Below are 16082 nucleotides of genomic sequence, written 5' to 3' on the forward strand. Positions count from 1 at the left end.
CGTCCCGACGAGCTCGTCCGGGGCTCACGCAAAGGAGAGGGCGGTGTCCAAGACGATCATGCTCATCCACGGTGCCTGGCTGAACGCGAAGAGCTGGGAAGGATTCAAGCGCCGTTACGAGGCCAGGGGCTATGAGGTTCTCGCTCCCGACTGGCCGTTCGACGACCGTGACCCCGCCGAATTGCGCGCGAGCCCGCGGCCGGAGCTGGCCGCCGTCGGCCAGCGCGAGATCATCGACCATTATGACGCCCTGATCCGCGCCCTGCCGGAGCCGCCGATCCTGATCGGCCACTCGATGGGCGGCGTCGCGGTCCAGCATCTGCTCGATCGCGGCCTCGGCGCCGTCGGCGTGGCGATCGACACGGCGCCGACGCCGGGCGTGCCGCTCGGCCGCCATGCGCTGTGGTCGGCGCTGCCGGTGTTCATCGATCCGTTCAGCCGGCGCAAGCTGAAGACGATGTCGCGGCGCTTCTTCAGGCGCCGCTTCGCCCAGACCGTGCCGAAGGACCGGGCCGACGAGCTTTACGACCGCTACATCGTCCCGACCCCGGGCAAGGTCTATTGGGACGGCGTCGTCGATACGCTCAAGATCGACTGGGCCAATCCAAAGCGGCCGCCTTTGCTGCTCATCGCCGGTGAGCTCGACCTGATCGCCGATGCGCGGATGATCCGTGCCATCTACGAGAAGCAGCGCCGTGCGCCGTCGACGACCGACTATCGCGAATTCGCCGGCCGTTCCCACTGGACCTGCATGGATCCGGGCTGGGAGGTGGTCGCCGACTTCGCCCTCGACTGGGCCGAGCGTCATGCGCTCGAGCGGCCGGCGCCCGCCCGCGTCGCCGCCTGAGCCCGGCCTCATCCACCCCCCACCCCCCCGAAGCAGAAGGAGAAGAACATGCCCAAAGTGACCACCAGCGACGGCACCCGAATCTTCTACAAGGATTGGGGCCCGCGCGACGCGGATCCGATCGTCTTCCATCACGGCTGGCCGCTGAGCGCGGACGACTGGGACAATCAGATGCTGTTCTTCCTCGCCAAGGGCTATCGGGTCATCGCCCACGACCGCCGTGGTCACGGACGCTCCTCCCAGTCCGCCACCGGGCATGAGATGGACACCTATGCCGCCGACGTCGCGGCCCTGACGGACGCGCTCGATCTCAAGGGCGCGGTCCATATCGGCCACTCGACCGGCGGCGGCGAGGTCACCCGCTATGTCGCCAGGGCCAAGGCCGGGCGAGTCTCCAAGGCGGTCCTGGTCGCGGCGATCCCGCCGGTCATGGTGCGCAAGCCGTCCAATCCGGACGGGACGCCGATCGAGGTCTTCGACGGCCTTCGCGAAGCCCTCGCCGCCAATCGCGCGCAATTCTACATCGATCTGCCCACCGGGCCGTTCTACGGCTTCAACCGGCCCGGCGCGCAGGTCTCGCAGGGCCTGATCGACAATTGGTGGAGGCAGGGCATGATGGGCGCCGCCAACGCGCATTACGAGTGCATCAAGGCCTTTTCCGAAACGGACTTCACCGAGGATCTGAAGGCGATCGACGTCCCGGTCCTGGTCGCGCACGGCACCGATGACCAGATCGTGCCCTATCCGGATTCGGCGCCGCTTTCCTCCGCCTTGCTGCGCCAGGGAACGCTGCAGACCTATGACGGACTGCCGCACGGCATGTTGTCCACCCATCCCGACATCCTCAATGCCGATCTCCTCGCCTTCATTTGCGGCGAGCCTCTGACCGGCGGGGCGGAACTCCGGCCAGCCATGCCGATGACCGCCTGACGCCGTTCCGGAGGGAGGCCTGCCAATGTCCCGCCATATCGTCCTCGTTCACGGCGCCTGGGTGACCCCGGATTTCTGGGACGCCTTGCGCCGGCGGTTCGAAGCGGCGGGCTTCGCCGTCCATACGCCCGCCTGGCCGGGCCTCCCTCCCTTCGGCAGCGGAGAGGAAGCGGCCGCCGCGTTTCGCGCGGCGCCGCCTCCCGCCTTCGGGCGCCTGGGCGTCGGCGACATCGCCGACGCCCATGAGGATTTCATTCGCCGGCTCGGCGGCTCGCCGATCCTGATCGGGCATTCGTTCGGCGGGCTCCTCGTCCAGCTGCTGCTCGACCGGGGAGTCGGCGCTGCCGGCGTGGCGCTCAATCCGGCGCCGATCCGCGGCGCGATACCGGGCCCGACCGCGCTTCGGGCGATCGCGCCGATCGTGCTTCGCCCGAACGGCTGGAAGCGGCCCTACGCCTTCAGCCGCGCGCGTTTCGGCCGGCTCTTCGCCAATGCCGCGCCGCCCGACCTCGTCGACGAAGCGTTCGCGCGCTTCGTCATTCCGGCGCCAGGGCGGATCTTCCACCAGGCCGCTCTGGGGCTGCAAACCCGCGTCCGCCCCGAGCGGCGGACGCAGCCTCTGCTGATCAGCGGCGGCGACGCCGACCGGCTGATCTCCCCGCGACTTTCCCGCGCGGCTTTCGCGATCCAACGCGACGCGCCGGGGCGGACGGACTATGTCTGCTTCCCCGGCCGATCGCATTTCCTCACGCACGAGCCGGGCTGGGAGGAGGTGGCGGGAACCATGCTCGACTGGATCCGACGTCTGCCCGAGCCGGCAACGGCTCCGGTCGCCCCAGCCACCCCAGCCGCCGCGGTGGCGGCATGAGCCCGACTCGTCCCGCCGTCTCCGTCGTCGAGGCCCGCCGCGACCAGGCTTTCCCGCAACTGACCGACACGGAGATCGAGCGACTGCAGCGTTTCGGCGAGCGGCGCGCCTTCGGCGACGGCGAGGCCCTCGTCCGTGTCGGCGAAGCCGGCCATGGCCTTGCCATCGTCCTTTCGGGAGCGGTCGCGGTCAGTCAGCGCAGCGGCCAGGGATCCGAGCCGATCACGGTGCACCGCCGCGGCAATTTCCTCGGCGAGATCGCCCAGCTTTCCGGCCGCCCCGCTCTCGTTGACGCCTTCGCCGAAGGTCCGGTCGAGGTGGTCGCGATCAGACCGGAGCGCCTGCGCGCCCTGCTCGTCGCCGAAGCCGGAATCGGCGAGCGAATCATGCGGGCCCTGATCCTGCGCCGAATGGGCCTGATCGAGAGCGGCGGCGGCGGTCCGGTCATCGTCGGCCATGCCGGCTCCGGCGACGTGCTGCGGCTCCAGAACTTCCTCGGCCGCAACGGCCACCCGCACACCCATCTCGATCCCGAGACCGACGCCGATGCCCACATCCTGCTGGAGCGGTTCGACATCGCGCCCGAGCAGCTGCCGATCGTGCTCTGCGCCGGCGGCCAGCTGCTTCGCAATCCGACCGAGGACGCGCTCGGCCGCTGCATCGGCCTCGTCAGCCCGATCGATCCCGACCGGCGCTTCGACGTGGCGGTCGTCGGCGCCGGCCCGGCCGGCCTGGCCACTGCCGTCTATGCCGGGTCGGAAGGCCTGTCGGTGCTGGTCCTCGATTGCCGCGCCTTCGGCGGACAGGCGGGCGCGTCCGCCCGGATAGAGAATTATCTCGGCTTCCCCACCGGCATCACCGGAATGGCCTTGATGGGACGCGCCTTTACCCAGGCGCAGAAGTTCGGCGTCGAGATGGCCATTCCCGACGAGGCGACGATGCTGGAGGCGGACGGCGAAGGCGCTTACCGGCTGCGGCTCGCCAACGGCGACAGCGTCAGCGCCCGCGCAGTGGTGATCGCCACCGGCGCCCGCTACCGCAGGCTCGACGTGCCGGGGGCCGACCGGTTCGAGGCCGACTGCATCCATTATTGGGCGTCTCCGCTCGAGGCGCGGCTCTGTCTCGGCGAGCAGGTCGCCCTGGTCGGCGGCGGCAACTCGGCCGGGCAGGCGGCCGTGTTCCTCGCCGAACATGCCAAGCGCGTCGTGCTGATCGCCCGGCGGCCTCTCGAGGAAACGATGTCCGCCTATCTGGTCGAGCGCATCGCCGGTCTCGCCAACGTCGAAACCGTGACCGGAGCGGAGATCAGCGCGATGGAGGGCGAGGGGACGACGCTCGAGACGATCCGGGTGCGGGACCGCAAGTCGGGCGCGGAGACCATGCGGCGCATCCGCCATCTCTTCCTGTTCATCGGCGCCGATCCGAACAGCGACTGGCTGGGCGGCGCCGGCCTCGAGACCGATGCCCGGGGCTTCGTCTTCACCGGCGGCGCCTGCAGCGGCGGCCGGCTGCCGCTCGAGACCAGCCGCTCCGGCATCTTCGCGGTCGGCGACGTTCGCGCCGGCTCGGTCAAGCGCGTCGCCGCGTCCGTCGGCGACGGCGCCCAGGTTGTCGCGGCCCTCCACCTCTATCTCGCCCGGGAGGCGCCCCCGCCGGGCGTCGCCGCGCCCGTCGCGGCGATCGGGGCGCGGTCGTGACGGCTCTGCAAGGGAGGAGAGAATGAGCAACGATGGCGGCAGCGGAGAGGGTGCCTCGTCGTTCGCCCTGGATGTCGCAAGCCTCGCGGTGGTCGAGAATCCGGCGATGCGCCGCTTCGAGCTCGCGCTTCCCGACGGCCTCGCCGCCGCCTGGTATCGGGTGGACGGCGACCGGCTGGTGCTCACCCACACCGAGGTGCCGTCCGAATATGGCGGCCAGGGGATCGCCTCCCGCCTCGCCGCCCGCACCTTCGAGCTGATCCGCGCCAGCGGTCGCAAGGCGGTGCTGCGCTGTCCCTTCCTGCAAGGCTTTGCGGCGAGGCACCCCGAATATTCCGACATCGTCGACGGCTGACCCGGTCCGGGCTGGACCGATCCCGGCTCGATGCTAGTCACGTCGTCCTGGCCCTCGCGGGCGCCGGGAGGTCGGCATGAGCGGGATCGACGAGCAACGGACGGAGCCGCGGCATTGGCTGGACGAGCCGCGCAACATCGCCTTGCTCGTGCTGGCTCAGGGGATTGTCTTTGCCGGCATCGGCCTCCTCATCTGGCACTTCTCGGGCCGGGACCTTGACGGGTTCATCCGATGGCGGGCGAGCGACCTTGTCGTGGCGCTCGCGATGGGCGGCGCGATGATCGGCGCGATGCAGGGGATCTCCCGGGCCTTTCCACGCTTCATGGCATGGGCCGCCGATCGCCAGCGCATGCTGTTCTCCCACGGCCGCCGCTACCGGCCCACCCATATCCTCATCCTCGCCTTCGCGGCGGGCGTCGGCGAGGAAGCGCTTTTCCGGGGCGGCCTCCAGACCCTGGCCGGCGATCATCTGCCGGTCTGGGCGGCGATACTGGTGGTCAGCCTGCTCTTCACCTTTATCCACCTCGCCTCCGTGGGGATCGCTGCCTTCATCTTCGTGATCAGCCTGGCCTTCGGCCTCGTCTATCATCTGACCGGGAGCCTGGTCGGGGTGATGCTGGCGCACGCCTTGTTCGACGTCTGGGCGATCGCGGCGCTCCAGGGCGAGCTCGTCCGGCAAGGCGTGGTCCGGGCCTGAGCGCCGAATGCGGGTGCGGCACCGCCGCACCCGCATTCGGCTATTTGTACGCGATCGCGGCGCTCGCCGGCCCGGCCAGCGACAGGATCTCGCATCGGCTGAAGCCCGCTTCGAGGCACCAGCCGGTGAAATCCGCGCCGGTGAAGTCGAAGGCGTCGCCGAATTCGATCAGCATGTTGAGCGACATCAGCAGTCCGAAGGCGTTGGTCCGGCGGGCGTCGTCGATGACGTTCTCGATCGCCACCAGCGCGCCGCCTTCGGGAAGGGCCCGCCAGGCCTTGGCGATGAGCCTCTTCTTCTGCTCGAGATTCCAGTCGTGGAGGATCATCCCCATCGTGATCAGGTCCGCTTTCGGAAACTCCTCGGTGAGGAAGTCGAGCGGCACCGCCTCGATCCGGCCGGCGAGGCCCGCCGCGCGGATCCGCCGCTCCGCGATCGGCTGCACGACCGGAAGATCGCAGGTCGAGAAAGCGAGGTGCGGATGGTGCCGCGCGACGATGCAGGAGAGCTGGCCGGTGGCGCCGCCGATATCGGCCATCGTCTTGAACCGCGTGAAATCGAACCGCGCGGCGAAGGCCTCGAAGTTCGCCATCGACACGCCCGTCATCGCGTCCGTGAACTGCTCCAGGCGCGCCGGATCCGCGTAAAGCGTGTCGAACATCGGCTCGCCGCTATGCCTGATCTCGTTCTGCGGCTCTCCGGTCCGCAACGCGGACGTCAGGTCGGCCCAGAACGGGTAGAGGCGGGCATTGGCCATTTCGAGGATGCCACCGACATAGGTCGGGCTGCCGCGGTCGAGGGGGGGCGCGCAGGTCTGCGCCTACCAACTCGTCGCGGCCACGTCGGACGTCCGTCCCCTCCTGTCCGGCGTGACCGTGCCAACCCTCGTCGCCCATTGCCGCGACGATGCGATGGTGCCGTTCGAGGCGGGACGCGCGCTCGCGAGAGCCATTCCCGGCGCGCGGTTCCTGGCACTCGAGGGGCGCAATCACATCCTGCTCGAGGGCGACGGCGCCTGGAGGCGGTTCGTCGAGACGATGCGGGTGTTCCTGGACGCCTAGATCGAAGCGGTCGGCCGGAAGCGGCTCTCCGTGGATCGGGTCTCGATTCGAGCCTTGACCGGGTTTGTCCCGATGTCGCGGCTCTCGCGGCGCCGATAGCCATAGGCGCGAGGACGGGGTTCCCGTGGGAGCGGACGACATCCGACGGAGACGCGATATGGCAAGACCTTCATTCGGGGCTGCGGCGATCCTTCTCCTGACCGCGGGCGGCTGTGCGGCCGGATCCGACGATCCCGGCCTGGGCGCGCAGGGGGCGTCGCGGCAGGCGCCGCGATGCTTTTCCACCCGCAGCGTCCGCAACTTCCGCTCTGCCGACCCCACGACCGTCCATCTGCGTGTCGGGCCCGATGTCTACCGCCTCGACCTGATGGGAGCCTGTCCCGACGTCGACTTGACTAGCCGTGTCCGGCTGGCGACCACCGGCAGCGCGATGGTCTGCACCGGATCGGCCTTGGGTACGTCCATTGTCACCCGCGGTCCGACTGGCCGTCCCCAGCGCTGCCAGGTCCGCTTGGTCAGCGCGCTGACGCCGGAGGAGGTCGCCGCCCTGCCGGCGCGCGTCAGGCCCTAGCGAAGGCGCGCATGCGCCAGGCCTAAGGCTGCTCTCGCCGGCCCGCCGCCGCTGCGGGCGCGGCCGTGCGCGCGGTTGCGCGGGCCGCACGATCGATGACGTCGGCGACCGCTCGCGGCTGGGTCAGGAAGGCGGCGTGGCTGCCAGGGATTTCGGTGATCTCGGCGCCGATCCGGCGAGCCATGTGGAGAAGCATGCCCGCCCCGAATGCGCGGTCGTCGCGCGCAATGATCGCCCAGCTCGGCCGGGACCGCCAGGCGGCATTCTCCAGGCGCGTCGCGAACACCGACATGTCGATCGGCACCTGCGAGTCACGAAGGAAGGCGGCATCGGCATCGTCGGCATCGGCCGCGAAGCCGACCTTGAACCGCTCCGGATTGACGAAGCCGAAGCCGTCGGCCTGCGTATCGATCACGAACTCGGAAGCGGCGGGAAAGCCCTCATATTGCTGGGCGGTGGTCTCGCCCGCGTCGGGCGCCAAGGCCGAGACGTAGACCAGGCCGACGACCTTGGGGTGAATGCCGGCTTCGGTGATGACGGTTCCTCCCCAGCTGTGCCCGACCAGGAGGACGGGTCCGGGCTGGCGGTCGATCACGCGGACTGTCGCGTTCACGTCATCGCTGAGCGAGGTCAGCGGATTCTGCACGATCGCCACCCGGTAGCCGCGGGCGCTGAGGTCGTCATAGACGGCGCGCCACCCCGAACCGTCGGCAAAGGCGCCATGGACGAGGACGATCGTGGCGGCGGCGGCGCGCTCGCCGGCAGGTTGAGCCGGCGCCGCGCCGGACAGAGTCAGAGCAGCGGCAGCGGCAGCGGCAGCGAGCGCGACGGCGCCAATCTTCTGGGTCACGAGCGAATCCTCTTGTTGCTGGTTTGCTTCGGCCATCCCGCCACGAAATCCTTCGTGCCGAGGCATCCAGTCTCGGAATCCTCCGCTTCCCGGGCAATCGCACCCGAGCATGAACCGGCTATCCGCTGGGATGACGCCACCATACCAAGGGATGAGTCGGGCCGTGCGCGACCGGGGTCGACTCGCGCGGCGTGCTGACCGCCGTGCCGGCGTGATCGACGCCGACCTTGCTTTTGGTCAGGCGGTGACGGGGTGCAGGGCCGAGCCGGCGCCGCGCCGGCTCGGTCCCTGTCGGTCGAACTTTCGCTCAAGCGGCTTCGCGCATCCAGGTCACGGCGTCCGCTCCGGCGGCCAGGCGAAGGGGGCAGGACGGATCGGTCGCGGCGCGCCACACGGCCTCGGCCACGTCGACGGTCCGCGTGGATTCGGTCTCGGTCTGCCAGCCTGCGAACAGGCCCTGCGCCATCTCTCCATAGGCCTCGGGAAAGCCCGCCGCCATGCGCTCGCGCGCATTGTCGCCGAAGCTGGTGTCCGGCGCGCGCCCGGGCAGGACCAGGCGGACCCGAATGCCGAACGGCTCGACTTCCGGGACCAGGGATTCGGTGAAGGCGTTCACCGCCACCTTGCTCGCCCGGTAGACCGACAGGAGCGGAAGCGGCTTCAGGGTTACGCTGGAGGTGACGTTGACGATCACGCCGGCGCCGCGTTCTCGCATCTGGGGAAGCACTGCGCTGGTCATCGCGATGGTGCCGATCGTGTTCGTTTCGAAAAGCTCGCGCGCCGTATCCGTGCTCGTGCCTTCCAGGGCGCTGAGCAGTCCGATGCCGGCATTGTTGACCAGCGCGTCGATCGGACCGGCGGCGTCGACCGCCCGGCGGATGCTTTCGGCATCGGTCACGTCCAGCGGAAGCACGTGCAGGCGATCGGACGGGGGAAGAAGGCCGTCGCGCGGCGTGCGCATCGTGGCGATCACCCGCCAGTCCCGGTCGAGAAAGTAGCGCGCCGTTTCGAGGCCGAAGCCTGACGAGCATCCGGTGATCAGGATCGTGTTCATTCGTGGCTCCTATCCATCTGGGGTGCATGGGAGCTATCCCTTCGGCGCCGGACGATCTACAAGCGGATGTCCATATTTCATTTGCAGGAGTCCGGATATGATTGATCCGCTCGCCCAGGTGGTGGAGCTGCTCCGGCCGAGCGCCGCCTTCTCGAAGGTGACGCTGGGGAAGGGGCCCTGGCTGGTCTCCCGTTCCGAGGAGGGGCAGCCCTTTTATTGCCTGGTCATGGAGGGCCGCGTCCGCCTGTCGGTTCCGCCGCACGAGGCGATCATCCTCGAGCCGGGCGACTTCGCCCTGATCCCATCCGCCTACGACTTCGCCGTTTCCAGCGGCCTCGCGGACATCGAAGAGGCCGCCGAGACGATGCCGGTTCAGCTCCGCCCGGGGCTTTACCGGCTCGGCTGCCAGGACGGGGAGCCCGACACCCGCATGGTGGTCGGCTATTGCGCATTCGGATCGGCGGACGCGGCCTTGCTCGTGTCCCTGATGCCGCAGCTCGTCCACATTCCGGGCGAGGCGCGATTGTCCACCCTCGTCCAGCTCATCGACGAGGAATCGCGGGGCGACCGGCCCGCGCGCGACGCCGTCCTCGCGCGCCTGATCGAGGTGCTGCTCATCGAGGCCTTTCGCTCGACGACCGGTTCCAAGGCGCCCTCGGGGCTCGTTCGAGGTCTCGCCGATCCGCGCCTGGCGGTCGCCCTCCGACATATCCATGCGCGCCCGACCCACCCGTGGACGGTCGTGGAACTGGCAAGGGAGGCGGGGCTCTCCCGCTCGATCTTCTTCGACCGCTTCAGGCGCGCCGTCGGCCTCTCCCCGATCGAATATCTGGTCCACTGGCGAATGGCCCTGGCGAAGGGCCTGTTGCGCGACGGGCAAGTCGGGAGCGTCGCGGAGGTCGCCGAGCGCGTCGGCTACAGCTCGGCCAGCACCTTCAGCGTCGCCTTCACCCGCACGGTGGGCGTGCCGCCGAGCGCCTATGGGCGGGGTGCCGCTGCGGCGCCGGTTTAGCCGAGCCGCCAGGTGGCCGGTTGCGGACGTCAGGGCTTCATTCGTCTTCCGGTGGGCTCTCGGCGCTAGGCGCCTTCCGCATGGAGCCGCGCCAGGACGGTGCCGGCCGGCGCCGGCTGGTCCTTCCAATTCCGGATCAGGTTCGACCAGAGGTGAATCGCCATCGTGTCGGGCAGAACCGCATCCTCGAGCCTGTTCGTCGGATCGAGCAGCCAGCGCGATTGGCTGACATGTGCCGGATAGAAAGCCTGTTGCGGCAAAGCCTGGTCATAGACGCCGAACCGATGCGCCAGCGCCGTGATGGCATCCGGGCCGGCCGTGCCCCACGGCATCAGCGCGAGGCCGGTCCTGCCATAGGCCAGCAACCGTGCCGCGGCGGCTTCGCGTTCCTCCGCACTCAGCCAGTCGGGGACGTCCCGCTCCTCGAACAAGTCGAGCAGCGCCGCCAGCATGAGCGAGTCCGCCGGGAGGCGCAGCACGGCCCCATTCAGGACGTTGACGCTTTGGTGGCCGAACAGATGGGGGCGCGCCTGGTCGATCGGCCGGACTACATAGACGTCCGTGTCGATCCACGTCCCCAGCCCTCTGGCAAGCAGATGATAGCGGAACAGGTCGCTGAACAGCGCCACGCTGCCTGACCGATGCCGGATGATCCGGCTCTCCGGCAAGATCTCGGCCGCATCGGCCACCGTGACGCCTTCCGGCACACCCTGCGGCTCGCTGTAGCAATAGAGCGTTACCGAGTGTCCGTGCCGCAGAGCCGATCGCAGGCAGGCGCGTTCCACGCGGCCCAGGGCCGGACCTATCCACAAAGTGACGAGGGGGCTGTTGCCGGCAATCAACTGGCCCGAGCCTAAGGGGATGGCGGTGACCTGTCCACGGTCCGGACTGGACAAAGTGAAAGATGGCGCACCCGACAGGATTCGAACCTGTGGCCTCTGCCTTCGGAGGGCCTAGAAAAGGGAGGTAGTGGGATTTCCTGGGACGCGCTAAGTCACTAGAAAAACTTGATTCCGAGTTTCAGTTGGTCCAAGATTCTCCCACCATGTTTTCCGTACATTTTCCGTACGGAATTGCGGAGGGAGCTTATGGGACTCGACCTCAGCAGGGTTAAATCGCGCGAAATGCTGGCCTCGCGCCGCGAGCCGCACTGGCAAAGGCTTCGGCCGAAATGCTTCCTCGGATATCGACCTTCTGCACGGGAGGGTGCGGGCACATGGGTCGCGCGCGCGTATGACGAGGATAATTCGGCCTATCGGTTGAAGGCGTTGGGCGACTTCGGATCGCTGCCGCTGCGGGATCGGTTCGCAGCGGCGAAGAAAGAGGCCGAAGCATTCGCCGATCTCGTCGAGGCCGGGGGTGTTCCCAAGGAGATCGTCGAGACCGTAGCGGAGGCATGCCGTCGATATGCCGCAGTGAACACGGAGGCCGCCGGTCGTTTTGAGAGGCTGGTCTACAGCGATTCAATCGCGAAGCTGAAGCTCTCCAAGCTTCGACGGCACCACCTCCAGGAGTGGCGAAAGGGCCTGGAGTCGAAGCCAGCGCAGGTAACGAGGCGAAAGAAGGGGAATCAGCTATTCCGCATTCGAGCGCCCGCGACCGTGAACCGCGAAATGGCGGTGCTTAGAGCCGCGCTGAACAAGGTCCTGCCGCCGGGAACGCCGCAGACCGAATCCGCATGGCACGAGGCCCTGAAGCCGATCCGCAATGCGGACCGGCAGCGGACGCTCTATCTCGACAAGTCGCAGAGACGAACGCTGCTGGAAGCCGTAGATGGACCGGCAAAGGCATTTGTGAACGCGCTCTGCCTGCTCCCGCTTCGGCCCGGTGCGGTGGCGAGCCTCGCGGCCGGAGACTTCGACCGACGCACCTCCGAGCTGACGATCGGGAAGGACAAGACGGGCAAGCCGCGTCGCATCCTGGTTCCAGCGAAGGCGGCTGAGCTCTTTGCAGCTCAAGCAAAGGGAAAGCTTCCGGGGGCGCCGCTTTTCGCCCAGTCCAACGGTAAGGCATGGGGCCGGTGGAGCTGGAAGGTTCCGATCGCGAATGCCGTCAGGAAAGCCCAGCTTCCGTCGGGGACCACTGCCTATACCCTTCGGCACAGTACCATCACGGATCTCGTGAACGGAGGTCTCCCGCTGCTCACTATCGCTCAGATCAGCGATACAAGCGTAGAGATGATCGAGCGACATTATGGGCACTTGTGCCGTCATGCTGCGGCGGAGGCATTGGCGACACTCGCCCTCTGAACTGCAGGGGGAGCGTGGGCGGGCAACCTTGTACCCCCAGCGCGATGACAGGTTGAGGCGCCGGCAAACCCCTTAACCGCTTGAGTGCCAAATATAGACCTAAAGGCAACCTTGGTCCGAATAGTCAATTACAAGCTCTCTGATGATCCGGGCCTCGTCGGCCCGCCAATTCACGTGGACGATATGGCCGCAGATCCCATCCGTGGTTACATGCGATTCGCCATAAATAGGCAATCCCGGTGCGCCTGATTGCTCCATCCGCGTCGTTTCGAGACCTTGCGAGCGCAAATAATCCTCTAGCCCAGCCTCGCTATCGCCCACCTTGTATCGTTGTTCGATACGCTCGCGGAGAAGGTTCTCGCCGCGCTCGTAGCCCGCTTCAACAAGGCCCTCGAACAGCGGGGTGCTCGGGAACTCGGGATTTGCGCAGCCGCTAGCCATGATTCCGGAGGCGACGAACATCGCCAAGCGCTGAAAAAACATGCCTCACTTGCTCCCTCGTGCGAACGTTAGGCCCTTCTAGAACAGGAAATCCGACGCTGAAACGCTCGTAACTCCTGCGAGGAAGACCTCGCCATCAAAGCCGTAGGCTCCTCCAACATCAACAAGCCAGCCGACCCTCATCCCGTTCCCTTCGGGGAGGAAATAGAGCGACGAGTGATCGGCCCCATAAGGCGCAAAGCTCCTCAGGTCGATCTTGTCTATGCCACTCTGGAAATCATGGATGGTATCGACCTCGAGCACGTATCCTCCCGGCGCCGAGCCCGAGCGGACCCAGTAGGAGTCGGTAACGCCGAACCAGTCGTTGCCCTTGTAGGCGATGACGAAGGTGTCGGCACCTGGGCCACCCCAGAGCTGATCCGCAAGCGCTCCGCCCCTGATCAGATCGTCGCCGTCTCCACCTTTGATCGTATCTCGGCCGCCGCCGCCGCTAAGCGCATCGTTGCCCGCCCCACCATAAATCTCGTCGGCACCATCTTCCCCCAATATTGCATCCTTGCCAGCGTCTCCGTGGATGACGTCTATCCCTGCGCCGCCAATCAATATGTCGTTGCCGTCGCCACCAAATAGGAAGTCATCCCCGTCGCCTCCTTCGATCCTATCGTCGCCCAGTAGCCCTCTCAGGGTGTCGGAGCCCAACCCTCCGCCAAGAGCGTCGTCCTTCCCGCTTCCTGTTATCGTATCGTTGCCTAGGTTGCCGCTCAGCGTCACACTTCTATTGCTCATCGCGCTAATATTGTCATCGCCGTCGCCACCGACGGCGGAGCCACCAGCAAGGAAAATCTGGTCGGCGCCGGCACCGCCATCGATGTGGTCGCCACCGGAGTTGCCGTACAAGACGTCATTTCCGGCAAACCCGTGGATCACGGTAGACGTGGTCGAACCGTTCAGGTTGTCATTGCCGGAGGTCCCATTCAGGGAGGAGGACGAACCGACGGGGACCTTAGGTGGCTGTGTACTAGGATCGACATCGTTTAGGTCAGTTGAAATGCCCGGCGCCGAATTGCCCCAGTCCTCCCTTCCTATTAAGCCAGCTGCAGCACCGATGGTCGCAAATGCTGAGTTACTATTTTGGCCGAGAAAGTGATAGTTCAGCCCGCGACTATCGTGCTCTATCGCCTCAGCGACCATTTGTGCCCAGAGGGTGTCGGTCAGTTGATCATTACCGACAGTCGCTGATGCAACGGCGAAGCGAATTTCCCCGCTCATGCGTAGCCTGCCGTGGTCAGAATCCTCGAATTTCTCAATTCTGATGTCGAGTGTGCCTGTAGCTGAAGGTGATGCAGTGATCAGATCAGACTTACCGTCTTCATTGACCCGGACCCACTGCCTATGTTCGCCAAGGAAGGCTACATTAAACTCCGCCTGATATATGCCAGGCCGAAGAAGATCGCTTAGTTCAATGTTGTATTGACGCATGAGAGCCAAATCGCTCTCCGTCAGTTGGCTATCCTCGCGCAGGTGCGTGCTCAGTTGCGTTAGCGCTTGATCTCGAGGGGTTGGCTGCGGCGGAAGAGCGACGGGCCACCAAGCCGCGCCCGTTCCTGCTGGCATGGCGCCATGCCAGCCAAGGCTAATGTATCCAAAGGCAGCGAACGTCTCGGCGCTGAGGGAATGCGCCGTCACCAGGATCTTTGTCACCTCCGTCGTGGAGGACGAGTTGGACATGATAACTGGAGCGGGAAATTCAGCCTCAGGCCGATCTGAACCGAAGATCATTTCGGCCACCGAGAATCCATCAGCTATCGCTTCAGCGTTGGCGGCTGGGCGGTCGTTGTCGTCCGCGAAAATGGTGCGAATCGTTGGCTTCATGATCTCACTCCTCACTGGGCGCCCTGGCAGTGTCGCGGACTTGAATGGTATGGAGTATCAGTATATCTCTAATACCAATGCACAGCGGATTAGCCGAGCCCGTGAACAAGCAAAACACCCTCTAAGAATGATTGCAGTAACCTATCTATAAATGCTTTAACAAAGGCATTCAATATTACAGACGTCCAGTATATCCCAAGGACCGCGTAATCACAGAATGACCAGCATAACAACCGGTGAAGTCAAGCCACTACAATAAGAGCCCGCCCCAGAAGACGAATCGTGGATCTGCTTGAGGATTGCATCCTTAAAGTAGGGGAGCAATACCGCAATCCTACGGCATATGAGCGGGTGCTATGGATGGATGCGGGTGTGCACAGCGCTGCGTTGGATGGTTGGTGCGTGTTCGTTGGCAGTTGAAGGACGCCGCTGAGCTTAACTAGCGATCCTTGTGCTGGAGTGATGCGCTCCCGGTCTCGTCCGAAGGGCAGACGCACGCACGATCGTGAGGAAGCTGCCTGTCTTGATTTCAGTGCGGCGGATGATCCTCAGTCGAATAGAACATGGGATTGCGCATCCAGTCTCGACGGCTGACTCCCGCCAGCCGGCACAACGAGTGCTGATCCGCACGTTGCGCGGGAAGCTGCCGTCCTGCATCTTCCGATACAGCGTGGAGCGGCTGAGGCCCGTACGGCTGAGAACGGTTTTCAGGCGAAGGATCCGGTCGGGCGTTTCGGGCATGGCGTGATCCTGACTGCAGTGCGTGGGACTAGGTCGTGAACCCATAAATTGCGTCTGATGGGTGGATGGCGATGGCCGCGCATACTATGCTCGGCCATGCGCTCTGGAATTTGGCTGCTGATGCTTTGCTCCTTGGCTGGATGCGCGACCGCGCAACCGGTGCAGAGGCTGGAGTTCGGATGCGGCGATTTGGCCGTGGTCGGGCGGATCAGGACGGTCAGTGAGACAACTGCGCAAGGCACTGATCCGCTTCCGAACTGGGCTAACGCGTATCGGCTGCAAATTCAGATCAAGCGAGTTGTTCGAGGTGTTGAGCGCAGGCGGGTAGTTCCGGCAACCGCCGTAGCCCATGCGCAGATACGCGACGACCGTGACTTTCTGATTGTTCTCACGCCAGACAGCACGGGCGGCTACTCTCTTGCGACCGCCCAGTTGTGGCGAAACCGGCCCAGGCTCAGCGGGTCGTGCTCATAGACGATGGCTTTCAGTACACGCCGAGTTCTGATTCAGGCTCCACATGAGCCGATATGACCTGACCGACTTTGAGTGGCGCGTGATCGAGCCGCTGCTACCCAACAAACCGCGAGGTGTGCCGCGTGTTGACGACCGGCGCGTGCTGAACGGCATCTTCTGGGTGCTGCGATCCGGTGCGCCGTGGCGTGACCTGCCCGAGCGCTACGGCCCGCGCACCACCTGCTACAACCGCTTCGTGCGATGGCGAAAGGCGGGCGTCTGGGACCGGCTAGAGCATGATCATCTTAGACTGAAGCATATCCGCTGTTTGCGAGGTAGTTCGCGCATTCGGCAGGTTGGAAGTGGTCGAGGAGGGTTCCGATC

General features: G+C 65.9%; 18 protein-coding genes. 11 read left to right on the top strand and 7 right to left on the bottom strand.

Annotation, left to right across the window (positions count from 1 at the left end; all coding sequences use genetic code 11):
• Positions 1-43: 43 nt before the first annotated feature.
• The 6 genes from DDE10_RS10205 (at position 44) to DDE10_RS10230 (ending at position 5394) form a co-directional block, all read left to right on the top strand.
• Positions 44-847, top strand: coding sequence for an alpha/beta hydrolase (locus DDE10_RS10205; RefSeq protein ID WP_114952640.1), 804 nt, complete (start codon positions 44-46; stop codon positions 845-847).
• A gap of 48 nt (positions 848-895) precedes the next feature.
• Positions 896-1777 carry an alpha/beta fold hydrolase gene (locus DDE10_RS10210; RefSeq protein WP_114952641.1) on the top strand — a complete coding sequence of 294 codons (882 nt, stop codon included), beginning with the start codon at positions 896-898 and terminating at the stop codon, positions 1775-1777.
• Positions 1778-1802: 25 nt separating this feature from the next.
• On the top strand, positions 1803-2645 hold the full coding sequence (locus DDE10_RS10215; protein ID WP_114952642.1) for an alpha/beta hydrolase: 843 nt from the start codon (positions 1803-1805) through the stop codon (positions 2643-2645).
• Positions 2642-4342, top strand: coding sequence for an FAD-dependent oxidoreductase (locus DDE10_RS10220; protein ID WP_114952643.1), 1701 nt, complete (start codon positions 2642-2644; stop codon positions 4340-4342). Before DDE10_RS10215 ends, DDE10_RS10220 begins: the two co-directional genes overlap by 4 nt.
• A gap of 22 nt (positions 4343-4364) precedes the next feature.
• Positions 4365-4697 (top strand): GNAT family N-acetyltransferase, encoded by a 333-nt coding sequence (locus DDE10_RS10225; protein WP_114952644.1) that lies wholly within the window; start codon positions 4365-4367, stop codon positions 4695-4697.
• 76 nt (positions 4698-4773) lie between these two features.
• Positions 4774-5394 carry a CPBP family intramembrane glutamic endopeptidase gene (locus tag DDE10_RS10230; protein WP_114952645.1) on the top strand — a complete coding sequence of 207 codons (621 nt, stop codon included), beginning with the start codon at positions 4774-4776 and terminating at the stop codon, positions 5392-5394.
• Positions 5395-5434: 40 nt separating this feature from the next.
• Here DDE10_RS10230 and DDE10_RS10235 read toward each other — a convergent pair whose 3' ends face one another.
• Positions 5435-6151, bottom strand: coding sequence for a methyltransferase (locus DDE10_RS10235; RefSeq protein ID WP_114952646.1), 717 nt, complete (start codon positions 6149-6151; stop codon positions 5435-5437).
• Positions 6152-6179: 28 nt separating this feature from the next.
• Here DDE10_RS10235 and DDE10_RS10240 point away from each other — a divergent pair, with 28 nt between their 5' ends.
• Together DDE10_RS10240 and DDE10_RS10245 are read left to right on the top strand one after the other, a co-directional pair.
• Complete coding sequence (locus DDE10_RS10240) at positions 6180-6455, top strand: alpha/beta fold hydrolase (protein WP_114952647.1); 276 nt, start codon at positions 6180-6182, stop codon at positions 6453-6455.
• A gap of 157 nt (positions 6456-6612) precedes the next feature.
• Complete coding sequence (locus DDE10_RS10245; RefSeq protein WP_114952648.1) at positions 6613-7026, top strand: DUF6491 family protein; 414 nt, start codon at positions 6613-6615, stop codon at positions 7024-7026.
• A 22-nt stretch (positions 7027-7048) separates the two neighbouring features.
• Here the strand turns inward: DDE10_RS10245 and DDE10_RS10250 are convergent, their stop codons facing one another.
• Positions 7049-7876: an alpha/beta fold hydrolase gene (locus DDE10_RS10250; protein ID WP_284734567.1), complete on the bottom strand. Its 828-nt coding sequence runs from the start codon at positions 7874-7876 to the stop codon at positions 7049-7051.
• A gap of 307 nt (positions 7877-8183) precedes the next feature.
• A complete protein-coding gene (locus tag DDE10_RS10255; RefSeq protein ID WP_114952650.1) occupies positions 8184-8930 on the bottom strand; it encodes an SDR family oxidoreductase in 747 nt (248 codons plus the stop codon).
• 97 nt (positions 8931-9027) lie between these two features.
• Between DDE10_RS10255 and DDE10_RS10260 the strand changes: the two genes are divergently transcribed.
• A complete protein-coding gene (locus DDE10_RS10260) occupies positions 9028-9942 on the top strand; it encodes an AraC family transcriptional regulator (RefSeq protein ID WP_114952651.1) in 915 nt (304 codons plus the stop codon).
• Positions 9943-10007: 65 nt separating this feature from the next.
• Here DDE10_RS10260 and DDE10_RS10265 read toward each other — a convergent pair whose 3' ends face one another.
• The gene (locus tag DDE10_RS10265; RefSeq protein ID WP_162806533.1) at positions 10008-10784 is read right to left on the bottom strand and encodes a hypothetical protein; all 777 of its coding nucleotides are present in this window, start codon (positions 10782-10784) and stop codon (positions 10008-10010) included.
• A 246-nt stretch (positions 10785-11030) separates the two neighbouring features.
• On the opposite strand from DDE10_RS10265, the gene DDE10_RS10270 reads away from it, so the two are divergent.
• Positions 11031-12191 (top strand): tyrosine-type recombinase/integrase, encoded by a 1161-nt coding sequence (locus tag DDE10_RS10270; RefSeq protein ID WP_114952653.1) that lies wholly within the window; start codon positions 11031-11033, stop codon positions 12189-12191.
• Positions 12192-12290: 99 nt separating this feature from the next.
• Here DDE10_RS10270 and DDE10_RS10275 read toward each other — a convergent pair whose 3' ends face one another.
• From DDE10_RS10275 to DDE10_RS24055, 3 genes are all read right to left on the bottom strand, one after another.
• On the bottom strand, positions 12291-12674 hold the full coding sequence (locus DDE10_RS10275; protein WP_114952654.1) for a hypothetical protein: 384 nt from the start codon (positions 12672-12674) through the stop codon (positions 12291-12293).
• Between the two features lie 36 nt (positions 12675-12710).
• Entirely contained in the window at positions 12711-14504 is a 1794-nt protein-coding gene (locus DDE10_RS10280) for a calcium-binding protein (protein WP_114952655.1), read from the bottom strand.
• A 435-nt stretch (positions 14505-14939) separates the two neighbouring features.
• Positions 14940-15290, bottom strand: a complete 351-nt coding sequence (locus DDE10_RS24055) for a helix-turn-helix transcriptional regulator (RefSeq protein WP_432653724.1) — start codon at positions 15288-15290, stop codon at positions 14940-14942.
• A 472-nt stretch (positions 15291-15762) separates the two neighbouring features.
• Here DDE10_RS24055 and DDE10_RS10290 point away from each other — a divergent pair.
• The coding region (locus tag DDE10_RS10290) for an IS5 family transposase (RefSeq protein WP_284734568.1) at positions 15763-16082 on the top strand (320 nt) is incomplete at its 3' end.

Origin of the sequence: Sphingosinicella terrae, assembly GCF_003347635.1 — a bacterium.
Classification (GTDB): domain Bacteria; phylum Pseudomonadota; class Alphaproteobacteria; order Sphingomonadales; family Sphingomonadaceae; genus Allosphingosinicella; species Allosphingosinicella terrae.